The 14844-nt window shown below is 50.3% G+C and carries 15 protein-coding genes; all 15 read right to left on the reverse strand.

Annotated features, from left to right (window positions below; all coding sequences use genetic code 11):
• The gene (locus ACDO57_RS07620; RefSeq protein WP_370883801.1) at window positions 1–420 is read right to left on the reverse strand and encodes a translesion error-prone DNA polymerase V autoproteolytic subunit; all 420 of its coding nucleotides are present in this window, start codon (window positions 418–420) and stop codon (window positions 1–3) included.
• Window positions 421–571: 151 nt separating this feature from the next.
• The gene (locus ACDO57_RS07625; protein WP_370883802.1) at window positions 572–1969 is read right to left on the reverse strand and encodes a phage tail protein; all 1398 of its coding nucleotides are present in this window, start codon (window positions 1967–1969) and stop codon (window positions 572–574) included.
• A gap of 404 nt (window positions 1970–2373) precedes the next feature.
• Complete coding sequence (locus ACDO57_RS07630; protein ID WP_370883803.1) at window positions 2374–3048, reverse strand: hypothetical protein; 675 nt, start codon at window positions 3046–3048, stop codon at window positions 2374–2376.
• Window positions 3048–3350, reverse strand: a complete 303-nt coding sequence (locus ACDO57_RS07635) for a hypothetical protein (protein WP_370883804.1) — start codon at window positions 3348–3350, stop codon at window positions 3048–3050. The genes ACDO57_RS07630 and ACDO57_RS07635 overlap by 1 nt, the downstream gene beginning before the upstream one ends.
• Window positions 3350–6535 (reverse strand): host specificity protein J, encoded by a 3186-nt coding sequence (locus ACDO57_RS07640; RefSeq protein ID WP_370883805.1) that lies wholly within the window; start codon window positions 6533–6535, stop codon window positions 3350–3352. Before ACDO57_RS07640 ends, ACDO57_RS07635 begins: the two co-directional genes overlap by 1 nt.
• Window positions 6536–6597: 62 nt before the next feature.
• Window positions 6598–7197: a hypothetical protein gene (locus ACDO57_RS07645; RefSeq protein WP_370883806.1), complete on the reverse strand. Its 600-nt coding sequence runs from the start codon at window positions 7195–7197 to the stop codon at window positions 6598–6600.
• Window positions 7198–7224: 27 nt separating this feature from the next.
• The gene (locus ACDO57_RS07650; protein WP_202783572.1) at window positions 7225–7815 is read right to left on the reverse strand and encodes a tail assembly protein; all 591 of its coding nucleotides are present in this window, start codon (window positions 7813–7815) and stop codon (window positions 7225–7227) included.
• Window positions 7815–8537, reverse strand: a complete 723-nt coding sequence (locus ACDO57_RS07655; protein WP_370883807.1) for a C40 family peptidase — start codon at window positions 8535–8537, stop codon at window positions 7815–7817. Before ACDO57_RS07655 ends, ACDO57_RS07650 begins: the two co-directional genes overlap by 1 nt.
• A gap of 1 nt (window position 8538) precedes the next feature.
• Window positions 8539–9294, reverse strand: coding sequence for a phage minor tail protein L (locus ACDO57_RS07660; protein WP_370883808.1), 756 nt, complete (start codon window positions 9292–9294; stop codon window positions 8539–8541).
• Window positions 9291–9638 (reverse strand): phage tail protein, encoded by a 348-nt coding sequence (locus ACDO57_RS07665; RefSeq protein ID WP_370883809.1) that lies wholly within the window; start codon window positions 9636–9638, stop codon window positions 9291–9293. The genes ACDO57_RS07660 and ACDO57_RS07665 overlap by 4 nt, the downstream gene beginning before the upstream one ends.
• A 54-nt stretch (window positions 9639–9692) precedes the next feature.
• On the reverse strand, window positions 9693–10496 hold the full coding sequence (locus ACDO57_RS07670) for a DUF6694 family lipoprotein (protein ID WP_059357639.1): 804 nt from the start codon (window positions 10494–10496) through the stop codon (window positions 9693–9695).
• A gap of 75 nt (window positions 10497–10571) precedes the next feature.
• Complete coding sequence (locus ACDO57_RS07675; RefSeq protein WP_370883810.1) at window positions 10572–13484, reverse strand: phage tail tape measure protein; 2913 nt, start codon at window positions 13482–13484, stop codon at window positions 10572–10574.
• A complete protein-coding gene (locus tag ACDO57_RS07680; protein ID WP_221702885.1) occupies window positions 13481–13795 on the reverse strand; it encodes a DUF1799 domain-containing protein in 315 nt (104 codons plus the stop codon). Before ACDO57_RS07680 ends, ACDO57_RS07675 begins: the two co-directional genes overlap by 4 nt.
• Window positions 13792–14103 (reverse strand): phage tail assembly chaperone, encoded by a 312-nt coding sequence (locus ACDO57_RS07685; RefSeq protein WP_023344275.1) that lies wholly within the window; start codon window positions 14101–14103, stop codon window positions 13792–13794. The genes ACDO57_RS07680 and ACDO57_RS07685 overlap by 4 nt, the downstream gene beginning before the upstream one ends.
• Before the next feature lie 65 nt (window positions 14104–14168).
• Window positions 14169–14840, reverse strand: coding sequence for a phage tail protein (locus tag ACDO57_RS07690; RefSeq protein ID WP_046092062.1), 672 nt, complete (start codon window positions 14838–14840; stop codon window positions 14169–14171).
• Window positions 14841–14844 lie beyond the last annotated feature (4 nt).

The following is a 14844-nucleotide window of genomic DNA, read 5'->3' on the forward strand; positions in this document are numbered from 1 at the left end:
TCAGCTCGCCGATTTGACGATGAAAGTAACAACGCCGAAAACGTCGAGCGTATCTTCGCTGCCTACAACAATCGGGCTATAGGCGCTATTCATTGGGATGAGTTGGACAGTTGGACGCAGCTGCAGGCGTTTAACAGTGAATTCCCCTTCCACCGCGGCGATGACAATGTCACCATGTTCAGCTGTGCGCGAACTGTCCACCACTAGTAGATCACCGTCGCTAATCCCGGCATCGATCATTGAATCACCCGCGGCTTTGACGAAGTATGTTGAGCTCGGGTGGGAAACCAGTAACTCATTGAGATCGATACGCTGTTCAACGTAATCAGCAGCGGGGCTTGGAAAACCACACTGTACTAAGTCACTGAAAAGCGGGAGAGCGATAATTTCTCGCAGTTCTGTTGGCCTGATGAATTCCATTGCACACACCTCAAATACTGTTTTTATATACAGTAGTTTTATTTGTAAGTGTCCGCAAGATGCAGGCCCAGCAGCGGCTGCTTAAAGCTTCGCCGTTTCGTTTCTAAGTTTCTCACGCGCTTCGAATTATGCCGTTTGTAAATTTCTCAACTTAAGTCGGGGCTGTCTCAGCAACTTTAATTTTTTGGTTGAATAAACAATCAGTCGGCATTTCTACCCGAACGCAGACGAACTGATCAGCAGGGATATCAATAGGATCTCCATCGTTTATACCGTCCTGTTCGTTCCTGCCGAATGCTGGTGCATCAGAGTGTGTACGATGATAGGTTTTGACCAACACAGAACCATCGGCATTAACCTCATAATCCAGCCAAATAAGCGGTTGTTTATTCCGGTCTGTGGGAATCTCAAACCCTCCGTCGATACCGCCCCAGGCAGCGTCTGAATTGAGTGATTCGCACCCATCAATGAGATATTGGCCTACATCCAGACGAGTGACCGTAACGCCTTCTGATTCATCGTTAGTTTCATATCGTCCGTCACCGTAAATCTTCACAATTGGTGACGCGATTTTGATAAACCCGTTGCTATCTACGGTTGTGTTGCTTGTATCACGCACTACGGCGAGATTGTACCAGGACTGAGAGTTGGGATTATAAACCTTATAACCGAACCCACGTTTACCATTATTGTCGCCATAAAAACCTATTAGCTGCATTCGGGCGGCTTCATCGGCAGAGGTAATATCAATCCATGCCCCTACGGCTCCACCTTCAACCTGGCCAGTAATGAAACCGGTACTGTTTTTCCAGTAAATGTTCGTCGGTGTATCACCAGGCGCAAACCGTGCTGTTTTTTGTCTTATGGCTCCAATATTAGTACAGGCTCCCCAGTAATCTCCGGTGGTTGCACCCGTTCCACCATAACGAGTTCCGAGTGGTACCGGATTACCATTATCCGAAACAACGACGCCCCATTCGTCTTTTCGTACGACAAGCGCATGATCCTGAGACGGGCCATAGACAATGCTCTGATCTTCCTGGGTAACGAATGTGCCTAAACCGAGGTTTGTGCGAGCGCCTGATTCGGTTGTCGAACCGGTACCGCCCTGGTTAACAGGTACGGCCCCGCCGCTCTTCGTTGCCATATTGTCAGACAGATATTTCCATGAAGGGCCGTTGAAGGTAGTGCCGTCTGGCAGCTTCACTGTGATGTTTCCGTCCGCGCTGTAAACCTGCTGCCAGTTCTGTTTGTCGTAATTCAGTCCTCGCAGTGCTTCAGCACTTTGCGCCACCAGCGCAGCAGTTACCATGTTCAGCGCCACGCGGGGAACCGCTGACCAGGCAGCTCCGGATTGCGTTGGTCCGGTAAAGTTGCTGACCAGCGTAAGTTGCGCATTACTCTCTACCGATTTTACGGGCAATGTATACGACACACCGCCCACAGTAGAGACAATAAAATCACCTGCGGCGAGTTCTGCTGCGAATGAGGTTCCGGAACCGCCAACAATAGCGGACCCGTTTGTCAGGGTGATGGTGCCTGCCGACATAAAATACTCCTGAATTCAGATAATAAAAAACCCGCCGAGGCGGGTTCTTGTTTTGTTCATTTTTTACAGGTCGAGCTGGCGAAGTTGTTTTTACTTACCCACCGCCAGTTGAAAGGATATCCAGCTTTGTATTCAATCTGATTTGCTACCTGCCTTACACCATAGACCTGAACAGTCTGTTCCTGTCCACCGACAACTATTACGGCCTCGCATACTGGATTCTGCTTCTCAAGGAGACTGGATGAGCAAGCAGAAAGAAGAATACAAAAAAGAAACATGACTGATATTTTTTTCATTATTTTGCCCTGAGGTAATTAGTTTTATAAAAATTAACCTGACGGGTAGATTAATGAAAATAGATTAAACAGATCAATATCAAAACATTGATCGTTTTAAACGATCAATTAATCAAATGCTGCCGTATTGATAGCGGTCAAAGAAATTCCTGTGTTGGTTCCTCCGCCTGGTGATCCAGTTCCGGTAGATGTACCACCTGAATTTATTCTCGTACTGCCACCATTAAACCTACAAGATGAATAGGCATTTATGGTATAGATAGTTGGGGGCTGAGTGGAGTTATTAACGATAATCGTCTGACCAAGCTGAGCCGGAGCGACAGCCCACGACCCGGACAGTGTCTGGTCAATGTTAATCCCACCGCTTGCACCAGGACTCCCCACAGTTTGTAGATCAGAAAGCACCCTTGATTCGTTCGTCAGAACAAGCTTACCGGAGGCATCCCAGATAGCAAATCCCCACGCAGGAAGTGTTTGCGGGAATATTGCAAATACATATGCTGTAAGCGTAAAGCTCTGGTTATAGGGATTTACGCCACTAATATAGACATTTCCTCCGATGCGATATGACATGACGGGTGTCGGCTGTGCCGTATCAGTAGTTTTAATAAAAACCATTACCGGATAATCGGCAGGCACCGAAAGATATTGTGCCACCTGTTGGGAGCTGCCATTAGCTGAGGAATTAAATGAGTATTTCCCGTAGAGGCAGAAAGGCGTTGATTGCGGAGTGACGAAGGGATTCCCATTATCCATTAAAATCATTGCGCCAAAGTCAGACACTATGCCTTCTCCATAAAAATGATCAGCTCACATTTTGAGGCTGGATAATTACCAAGCCCAGTGTCAGATGCGGGCGTCACAGTTATTGAGTTACCTGCTGCAACTATTCTGCGCCCTACGCTGTTACCTCCTTCATCAAGAGAAACAACAAAACCAACTTTAAAACCTGTTGGTACAGTGAAACTCCAGGAACCTGAGTTCTGACCTGCTGCAAGTGGAATGCGGCCTACTACCGATACTGGTTTAATGCCATAGTTATTAGGCCTTCCGCTGGCATCCCATGTTTTTATTCCCCATGACATCAGAATACTCCTGTCAGTTTTCCAATCTGTACGCGCAGGACGCCGTTCGCATCCCTGATGCTGTCAGTAACGTTCGTGGTCTTTCTTGCGCCCTGCCCATCGCTGCCGTAGTTTTCCCAGGTACCGCCTTTGTCCAGTTTCCACCCGGACTGCCCTGGTACGTAATTGTTGGACTGGATGAAGTTGCCAATTTTAGCATTGGTGATCGTGCCATCCTGAATAAAACCAGAACTGATAAAGACCTGACCATTAACCACCGCGAAAGGTGAATACTGGGTATCACCATTGCCACTCATCAGCACGAACTGATTAGCGTTAAAACCAACACGGGTAACTACCGGTTTCCCGGCCTCAGCAAGCACAGCAATCGACATCCCGGCGTTGTACATCACGCCGTTTATCCTTACCCCTGTTTTGAGGGTGTAGATTGCCGAAGCGCCGGAGGCATCGACGACGGCTGTAAGCTTGTCTTCCAGGGACGCGGTGACGTTGTCGATCTGCGCCTGCACCTGTGTCGACATTTCGGCCATTGCCCTGTCCACCTCAGCAATAGTCGTTTTCACAACCAGAATATCGGCTCGAACCTCTCCGTATTGCGCCCATTGATGTTCAACTGTTCCGTGGTTGGCCAGCGCGTTCTGCATTGTGGCTTCAAGATTGGTATCAATATCGCTGGTCAAGCGGTCGCCGTCGGCCGAGGTAAGGAAATCGTCTGCGATTTCACCCAGATAATCATCGGCGTTATCGTTAGACATCCCCCTGATCCAGTCGGTATAACCGGACTCGTTACCCGTTCTGTCTACCAGTTGCGCGCGATACCAGAACTCCTGCCCGGCTTTTAGCCCGAGCTGGGTATATTCAGTAGATGGATAAGGTACGTCCGATAGCAGCAACGGATCGGAAAAATCGCTGTTGGCCGTGTACTGGATTTCTGTTTTGAGTGTATCGCCGGTGTTTCCCGGGAACCCCCAGTTCAGACGAATACCCCAGTTGATGGCCGTAGCCATAAAGCCCACTGGCTTGGGCGGATTGCCCACTTTGCCGGTCAACGTCTTCTCTTCTGAATATCCCCACCCGGAAGAAATTTCCGCTGCGTTGATAGCTCGCACGCGCACTAGGTACCGTCCGGCGTAAATCCCCGGGACGTCGAATGACGTGGTGGAGCTGCGCGGCACGTTAACCCAGTTCCCGTCGTTGCGGCGCCACTGCGCCTCATAGGCGATGGCATTTTGTGCCTTGTCCCAGCTTACGCGCATGGTTTCGACGCTGATATTTTGCTGAATCACCGAAAACGAGCTGATCGCGATGTTGACTGGCGGCGACTGATTACCTGGAGGGATCACACTAACCGGCCGCTGGTCAATGATGGCACCCGTATCGATTCGGGCGTATTTATCCGGATCGTGATTTGCACCCGTGATGGTATATGTCCCGTCATTGTTATCGGTGACACTTATTACCCGGTACTGCTGCGCATAGAGTTCATCAGATTCAATAACCCATACACCCTCAGCCTGCGGAGGTTCACTAAAGGCGGTTGTCACGGTAACCATTTCGCCGGACAGGAACTGAATCGTTCGGGATTGGGTGATACCCGACGGCAGGTTTACCATTATCCTGTCACCGGCCTTAGCACTTGGCACCCGGTCAAGTTTGAGGACGCGACCATTAACCGCGGTTAATCGACCACCTAAATCTCGGCCAGAGATATTTCGGTCAGCGACAGCAATTATGTAGCCAGGCTGAGGGATATTGCCGTCCAGACCAACCTCAAGCGTTACAATCCTATCTTTATTGTTGGTCAGGATCCCCCAGCGCCCTTTTCTGTTAGCCTCTGACTGCCGGGTGCAACCGATGGCGGTGATCTCAAGCTGGTTGAAACCATAGCGCGCCACCAAAGCCTGCTCGAAGACGGGCTCCATTGCATCAGCATACCCATTTGCCGGATCAGACCAGGATACAAGAGCGTTCGTGTAGCGACTTTTGGTTGTGCTGCTGGAATACACAAATTTGCCGTCAACGACATTAGCTTGCGTGTAGGTAAAATCGACATCTCTGGGCATGTCTGCAAGGGCAACAATCTGGTCGTCTCCCCAGTAGGTCATGCCTCGGAAAATGGCGGCGAAGTCACGCAGGACGGTGTAAGCGTCATTCCGATCCTGAATGTATACGTTGCAGGTGTAACGAGGTTCAGTTCCGCTCCCCCCCTTACCATCCGGTACCGGTTGATCACAATACTGAGCGACCTGATAAAGCGTCCATTTGTCGATATTGGCTGCCGTTAGCCGATTACCAAGGCCGAAGCGGTCAGTGACCACCAGATCGTAAAATATCCACGCAGGGTTATCCGTCCATGCCCACTTAAATGCGCCCGTCCAGGTGCCGCTGTACGTTCGTGTTTCAGGGTCATAGTTATCGGGCACACGAATAACTCGCCCGCGAGGCTCGCAGGAAATTTGCGGTATTGAGCCGTTGAACTGGCTCGAATCAAATTCGATGTACAAAAGCGCAGTGTTCGGATATCGAAGTTTGGCGTCGATTACTTCTGTGAAGCTTTGCAGCGTCATCGTGTCGCCAATCTTCGCGCTATTGGCATCGGCTGTAATTTTGCGCAGCCTGATGGTCCAGGTGCTGCCCGCCTGAGGTAAATCAATACGGTGGCTGCGCTCGTAACCTGACGTCGTTTTCCCGGTCACGCTGGTATTCAGCACTGTCTGCCAGGAGCCGCCATCTGTCTGCAGGTCAATTGCATAGTTGACCGAATAGCCAACCAGATCGCCATTATCCTCCTGTTTGAAGAGAGAAGGCCATTTTAGACGCAGGCGAACAGCTGAAAGCTGCGTATTGGTGAACGTGCGCGTCCACGCTGTAGAGCTGGAAACTTCGGAGCCTACATTGATTTCATTTTCGGTACCCGGGATCCCTTGAATGTATTTTTGCGCCTGAGTTCCAGAACGAAACTCCCACGCCACACCGCTGAAGTTCTGTGAACCATCTGCGTTCTCAAGTGCGGTGCCATCGAGATAAATATCGCGCGCAGTAAGGCCACCAGCAAATTCCCCCTCTCCCAGCGCGAGAAGGATTTTTGCCTTGGCTACTGACTGCAGATCGTCTGGCTGTTCTGTAGGAGTTCTTGAGCTTGAACTGCCGCCCTTGCGGCCTTTAATAGCGGTTGCTATAGCCATATTGCGCCCATAAAAAAAGCCACCCAGAGGTGACCATGATTAGAACAATGTTGAATTAAATATTATTTGATAAGCAAACCAAAATAATAGTGTTCATCGAAAATACGGAGAAAGCGAATTGCACAATTACGAACGTACTCTAATTGTTTCGAGCGAGGAATGTCACCGTGTCGCGGATAGTTCAGGAAATAATACCCAACCTCATATTCATAATTATTTGTAAAATCATCATGCAATGCGCTCCAGTATGTCATTACTCTATATAAAAGGCCATTTGGCAAGTCATACCATTTAACAAAAGTTCTAGTTAATTCACTCCAGACATCATCCTCAAGTTCAGCATAGGCGAGCTTTTTGAATGTTAGTCTCATTGCCAATATGAACGCGACTCGTTCAGTTGGCATCACTTCTCCAATCTCATCAACGTAGCCATCAAAATAGCGAAACACCTCATCTTTCGAGATTTCCTTATCTAATCCCAAAGATGCCAAAATCAAAAGATTTGAAGACTCATTGCCAGCAGAAATCTGGTTTTCAGCCCAGTCTGTGAACGCCCTTCTGTCCAAACCAGGCTCGTTTAATTTTCTTAATCCAAGCAAATCTTGAAAGTCTATAGCATAACCATCCATAAGCATTTCCAATCTTATAATGCGTTCTTTCAAGAAGATACTCTTAGTTTGGCACTATAGCTACTGCTGATCGTCAACATAAATGCCAGCAGAAATGATCGCTCCACCGATGCGGCGCTTGCCGTAAAGGAGCGGCACAGGATTACCCTGGGCTGTCGTATTGGTTACCCCCCCAAAGGCATAACTGGCCTTATTGTCTGCCGATTGCTTGCTGGCTAGCCCTGTTGTCTGTGGAGACAGCATTTGTACGACACCGCCAAGGGCCATCGCAGCGCCAAATTGCATTAGAGGAACGCCAACAGCACCACCGCCAAAGTATGACGCCACAGCACCAACTGCGACCAAAGCCACGCCTAAGATGGTCTGGAATATTCCACCACGTTTACTCCCGAGGATAACCGGCGCGATACGGATATCAGCGGTACTCTGATCCATAGAGAGTTCATCATCGTTCAGGTTACGCTTTCCACTGAATACAGCGTAAGTAAGCCCGCGCTGCTTACTGGTATTCAAAAAACGTTCGAAGCCTGGCACGATAACGCACAATGCGCGGATGGCTTCTTTTGGTGAGGCTACCGAAAGTTGGAATTCGCGGCCAAACGTAGTACCCAAAACACCATATAGACGAACAGTACGGACGGATTCGCACATTATCCCTCCTGCATGATTAGGCTTTTATGCCTGACAATTTTCATGGTTCTCTCCATCCAGTAACCTCCATATGGCACACGTTGACTGAGATGACCATAAAGATGATGGAGAAGCATGTTCCCCTCCAGCAAGATCCCTGAATGGTTCCACTTATTCGATTCCACCTGCATGATGATCAAATCGCCCGGCATTGGTGATCCACTGAATTCTCGGAACCCACATTCGTACCAGCAATCCTGATAGAAATTATCCGGATAGGAGTCCTCCCACCACGGATAATCAACACGGTAATCCTGAAGTTCGACATCATGCTCCTGCCGGAAATAGCTCATCACTAGCCCCCAACAGTCGTAGTGTCCGAGCACAAACGGGCGCCCGAGCAGCGGCAATTCTCCGCGGGGAGTAATGGTACGAAAGTCTCCTTCCGGCCAACTGACAATATGCCAGGGCAGCAACGTTGCATCGCATTGAGCCTTGTCCAGTTCGCTTGGTTGGGTCGTCGCATCAGGGTGACTATGTACGATTCCCGTTATCGTCCCCCAGTCTTCAGCAGCAGCGTAATCCTCTGGCGCAAGGTGAAACTGTTCAGTTGGTTCGACAGCCAGATTACGGCATGGGAAATAGCGTTCCACCCGGCTTTTCTGCGCTATCACGCCACAGCATTCGCGGGGATATTCTTTCGCAGTATGCGACAGGATGGCCTGAATCGTTTTCTGACGCATGTTAACTCCTGATCAAAGATGTTCCTGGAAAACCACCGAAAGGAAGTTCATTGTGTTCACCAAACCGAAGCTTGCAGGCGGTGAGCGTGCCGTTGCATTTATCCAATGAGGGATCGCTTACCGGATTGTTGTTTCTGTCGAAGTAAAGCGTGCCGGCATAATCGCACCCATCGCCGGTGCGGTACCTATTCCGGATGCACCATGTGCAAAGGGAATGCAGCTGTCTGGTCGGAATCATCAATCCCTGCAGATCCATCGGGCTTGTAAGAACAAACTCGATACTTTCACCGGGAAGCTCGCTATTTTTACCGTCGATATAGAATACCCGCTTCCTCACCTGCAAGGGATCTGCTATTGGATTTCCATCAGGGAAATTACGCGCATCCAGGTAATGCGCAAAAGTGTCATGAATCGTAACTTTGGCCTGCAGCATATCGTCATAGGCCAGACAGAGCGCAGTGATAGAGCTGTCAACGTTGGCAACGGTGAGCGTCGGCTGGGCGCTACTGCCATCGGTTGACGCTTCCAGTCCCTCGAGCTTATATGGCCAGGCACCATACTCTTCGCCCTGCCACCAGATACTCTTCGCTTTTAACTTTGATTCGTCGCCACCGGCAGCCGCAATCTCTTCTTCAGTATGCGGGAGGTTATAAGCGTGAAAGCGCAGAACGTCGTCCAGACCAAACGCAGAACCGTCTACCTCAAGAAGACGTATTTTTTCACCCGGTTCGAGGCGTTGATATTCTTCAGTAATCATGGTGCGTATGCCTGTTTGAAGGTTACTTTTATGGTCATCACTTTGCTGGATAGCGGCTGGGCTTTAATGGAATCAGCTTCAATCCGGTATAAACCGGTTTCGCCAACAGGAGACGTCCAGATAAAGGATTTTGTGATGTGCTTGCGGCAAAAACTCAGCGCATCGAGCATCTCTGCCTTTTTTCCCGTTAAGGTCATCGGCCATGACTGTTTTTCAGGGTTGATCCCTTCACCGGCGATCTGTTCAAAGCCGTCGCCAAAGGATGCAGAGCGTGTTGCGTAAGTGAACTCCCCTTCCATGCCCGCCTGAATCTGGGTTCGCCAGGTAAATGTTTCGATCGCCAACTTTCCTCCGGGTATAAAAAAACCCGCCGAAGCGGGTTAAGTAGATACGTCAGCTCAAAGGTATCTTTTCTTTAAATCTTCAAGCCTGCTGTTTTCTTGCTCTGTAAAGCCAGAAGCATCAAACATCGCTTCTTTATTTGCACCATTTACTCTCGTTACTGTAACTGTGAAGACCGCATCAGCAGGAGCATCAACCTGACCCCATTCAGAAAACTTATTCGGAGCCAATGCCCAAGTAGCTTCTTCACCAGGTTCAAGCCCGCCAGCAATTTCGTAGTTAAAATCTTTTTCCAGCCATGGAACTGAACGTCCATCGCTGGCTATCACTCCATTGAAGTACACACGGGAAATAGCTTTATCAGTATTGTTTTTCACAACAAGGCGAATAATAGGTTGTGGCTTCCCATACTCTTCAGGTTCCAGGCTAAATCGAGATGATAGAACCTGTACTTTTTTGAGTTCTTCTTTGGCCTTCTCAGAGTCAGCTTTTTTCTGTTCAAGCTCTTTGATTTCCTGAATTGCCTGCTCTTTCTGCTTAAGTTCCCTCTCGGCAGTGACTTGCTGAGCATAAGAGATGATTTCCTCGCCAGTTTTGCCAGACAGCGGTTCGCGCATCTTCTTGCTTAGATCTTCTTTGTCACTTTCTGACGATGCTCGCATTAGGTCAGCCATATTAATGTTACTGAACGCTACGACCTTTAAAGCGCTATCAAATTCCTCCCGTTTATTTTCCGGAAGAGATTCTCTGACCTTGGCTATAGATGATTTCATTGCGTCATCAGTTGATGAGTCAATTTTAGGTTTATCGCACCCGGCTAATAAGAAGGAAAGAAATAACACACCTACAATTTTTTTCATGTCCCTATTCCATCAGTAAAAATTGAGATTAATCCTATCAGGAATTGGCATAACGGCAAAATCTGCGGAGGCACTTTATCTTGATTTCGTTGCATTCCAGATGAGACCTCCAGGCTGGAGCTGTTTGGCTATACCGGCGCGTACTGACTGATCAATGGTCTGCTTGTAAGCCCGAGAAATGGCGTCACTGTCATCAGAAGCCTGCTGCTGAGTGTTCTGGTTATGAACGATCACGGACGTTTGAACGGTTACGCCGCCAGTTGCCGAAGATTGCAGCCCATACATCGGGGCGCGGCCAACATAACCGCCGTTTGCATACCCCTGAGCTCCACGCATAAGCGCATACAGATTACCGACACCCAGTGCACGGGTCGCTTCCTTCGTAAACACAAACTCACCGCCGTGTACAACGCCTTTCGGTTGGTATTTACCGCCATCTCCCGTGTAGCCGCCCCCATCAAAACCGGGGACCAAACCACCACCTGAAAAACCAAAGAACGCGCCGATAGCGGTTCCACCAAACGCTGACTTCATTCCATTAACCAGAGCCAGTTGGGTCAACATCTGGGCGATGCCCTTGAGGAAAGTGGAAAGAAAATCTGAGAAGTTAGATTTACCAGTAGTAAAAAAATCAGTGAGCGTGCTGGCCATCCCCGTGAACGCGTTGCTGGTAACCGTCTGCACCTGGAAGTACACATTGGTCGCGCTGTCTTCGAAATCAGACCAGCCCTTTTTCGCGCCGGTCAGCCAGTCGCCACGCAACCTGTCCTCTGCATCATAGTAATCATTCGCCGCTTTAAGCTGCTTCTTATATCCGCCATCATCCAGCGAACCACCTGAATTTTTCCAGCCGGCGGCGAGCTGGCTCTTTGCCAGCTCTCGCTGCGCCTGGCGGTCACTCATCCCCGCGCCACCCAGTAATGCGGCCTGTTTCTCAGCCATCTGCGTGACGTATTTCTGAGAGGTATCCATTCGCTTGTTCAGCTGTTCCTGTGCGGTAATCTGATCACCTAACAGGGCTTTCTGCCGTGCCAACTGAAGCACCTGGTCTTTACTCGCCAGCAGGGATTGCTCCTGCTTTGTCAGTGAACGTGAACGCGAGGCCTCCTCCAGCACCTGAAATTTCGCTTCCGTAGTCCAGAGGTTTTTGCGCTGTTGGCTAATAGTATCGTTCAGCCCTTTATGCTGCTGCAGCGCGCGTAACTGTGCCTGAAGCGCCAGTAGCTCGGCCTGGGCAGCATCCGTACTGCGATCGCCAGCCGATAAAGTGCCCTGCTTTCCGGTTTTCGTCTTTTTGCCAAAAGCAGCAACCTCTTCCCGATCCTTCTGAGTGGTTGCAGTACTTATCTTTCTGGTCGTATCGAGGTATTTACCTGCACTGATATCAGCGGCATCCCAGTCTTTTTTCAACTGAGAGACGCTGTCGCCATAAGCGCTGGCCATTTGTTCGTTATAGTCCTGCCATCCCTGCAAAGTATCCGTTTTCGCCCAATCAGGAATGAGATTAATCGCAGCCGCGATAGAGGAAGAAATGATCTGGTTCAGCTTCTGGAAAACGATCGCTACGCTGTAATAAATTGCGTTGAATTCCTTCAGTGTGTTTGATGCCAGCTCTGCTACCCACTGACCGATATTCTGCATGGCCTCAGATGCCCAGTCTTTGATATCCAGCCACAGGCGACCAAACGGTGTCAGCGAGTCATAAGCCTGCTCTCCGCGCTCAGCCATTGTGTCGCCAAACAAATCCATGGCCTGTGTAACTGCAGCAGTCTGGTCCTTCTGCTTCACCAGCTCATCAATGTGCTTAAGCTGCGAAACAGTCAGGAAGTTGTATTGTTCGTTTAGACTCTGAAGGGCTTTAACCGGATCCTTTTCAATATCCTGATATGCCTTGGTGATGTCCTGCGCCGAGACTATACCGGTCTGAACCGCCAGCGCCGTGGAGCCCGCCGCTTTTTCAAGTTGCTGCTGTGTCAGCGATCCCATGCCAACCAGCTCAGTCATCAAACTCTGAACGGTTCCTACAGTAGCGCCAGTAGAGGCAGCAATAGACTGAGAGGAAGCCATGATCTGGAGCGCTGACGTGCCGGCAATGTTGCCAGTCCTGATAATAGCCTTGTTAATTTCGTCGTAAGCTGTGAAGTAGTCCGAGCCCGCTTTTGCCGCAATCAGAACGGCACCAGCCAGGCCACCAATGGCCACTCGGGCAGGAGTCACCATCGACAGCATCGCTTTCAGAGCATTGCCTACACCGCCAAACGAATCTCGCAGCTGGCCGCCCTGCTGAATGGCTACCATATAAACCGGCATACCGGACGCCAATGAAGTTACGATGTCAGTCATTTGCATCGGGAGATAACGCATCGCGTTGCGGTATTGCCCCGCGCTGATCGCTCCTGACTTCCACGCTTCCTCCTGCTCTTTCAGTCGGGCGATCATCGGTGCAGCACGATCGGACACGCCAAGTTGGGCTGCTTTTAGCTCTAACAGTTCTGCGCGAGTTTTTCCGATTGCTGTTACCTGCTCTTCCAGCGAATCGATAAAGGTTTTGCCCGCCGCAGCTGCACGCTGCGCTGCCTGTGCCTGTTCAATGCGAGCCCGCCCCTCTGCGGTCTCAGACTCCATGACCTGCGCCAGTTTAGCTCGGGTCGTCTCAAGCACGCTGTTGTAGCGAGTAAAGTCCTCGTCTCCCACCAGCCCTTTACCGCGAAACTTCGCCAGGCTCTCCTGGATCGTGTCCAGTTCATCCAGCGCCTTGTTGACCGGGCTGATTTTATTCAACAGGTTCTGCAGCTCCTGGCGCTGTTGCTTCAGGCTTTCGCTGTTCTTCTTCTGGTTGTCGATACCGGTGCGGAACGTACTGTTCAGGTCATCGGCTTTACCTGCCGCGGCGGTCGCGGTTTCCTGAAAGCGATCCAGTGCCTGATTACCGCGCACCAGCTCACTGGTATTTACACGCAGGGAAATCGTGGCGATATCGTTACTCATTCCGCCCTCTCTTTATGCATAATTTTTAGCGCAGCACTTTCCATCACCCGGATGTCCGAAAGCGCGGTTGCCTCGTCGTCGACGTTGTGCAAACGCATCACCCAGGGCAGCACGTTATAATCAAGCCCTGATGCGCCTCCCATACCCGTGCGCCACTGCGTACTGACAGCCTGAAACACCAGGAATGAAGGCCATACATCTGGCCAGACGTAGATGTATTGATCGTCGTAGTCATCCGGCGTAAGCCCGTAAGGCGCCAGGTCTGCCGCTGTGGGTTCAGGCGTATAGAACGCAGAGGCAACCGCTATCAGTTTTTTTCACGCTGCCCCATGAGCTCGCGGTAGTAGGTTTCCGGGATGGCCTTCATCGCCGCCGGATAGTTTTCCAGCAGCACCGACAGGTTTTCCGCGTTGAATGCATCAGGAAGTGCCCAGCCTGAAATGATTTCCATCAGAAAATCAGTGGCGGTTTTGCCTTCGAGTTTTTCCAGGTCAGCCAGTTCCTTAAGTGGCTTGTGATTAAACGTGAACGTCAGCACGCCATCCTCATCGCCAGCGCGGGGGATCGAGACATTGGCCTTGAATGTAGGTTTGGGCTGAAGGGTGAATTTGGTCGCCATTGATACCTCTTAACGAAAAAAAGCCTCCGTGATGGGAGGCATGGAATAGTGAAAGCGCTGACGGGTCAGGCGGCAGCGTCAGTCACCTTGTAGAACGTCATCGCCGGTGACTGCAGGTTCAGCACCACACTTACTGTCTCTACCTCGTTAACCGCAGTAGTTGGCGTATCGTCAAAGGACGCCGTGGCCGCCCAGTAACGGTTCTCCTTCGCCTTCGGTACGTACATGTAAGCCGCCACGGTCTCTTCGTCTTCATCCAACTGGCGAAGCAGCGGATATACGGGGAGAGTGGAGTCATGCGCGATCGAGTAGGTCTGAGAGACAGCGGATTTATAGGTATTAAGGTTGCGCTGGCGATCATCGCTCAGGAACTGAATCTGTGTGGTGTTCTGATCGCCACCAGATTTCGACACCTCAGTAATTTGCGGCAGCTCGGTCCATTCAAGGACCTTGCGGATCGAACCGGTACCGCCACCAGCGGCATATTTGTTTTTGTTGGTGGTATTGATATTGCGAAGAGTTACGGCGCTTTCGGCAATTGCATCAATTTTTGCGATGACGTTATCAACACCGGACCAGTTGCAGTTCACATGAACAATATCACCTACCTTGAGAGCGTCCGCTTCACTCACGGTGATCACCATATTTTCGGCGTTCGTCGCCCCGGTGAAAGTAATGGCTGGGCCATAACCCGATGCCAGATAGACGTGAGCGCCGTTAGGCAATGCAAAGCCCATATTG

This window comes from Enterobacter cloacae complex sp. 2015409, assembly GCF_041365315.1.
GTDB classification, from domain to species: domain Bacteria; phylum Pseudomonadota; class Gammaproteobacteria; order Enterobacterales; family Enterobacteriaceae; genus Enterobacter; species Enterobacter pseudoroggenkampii.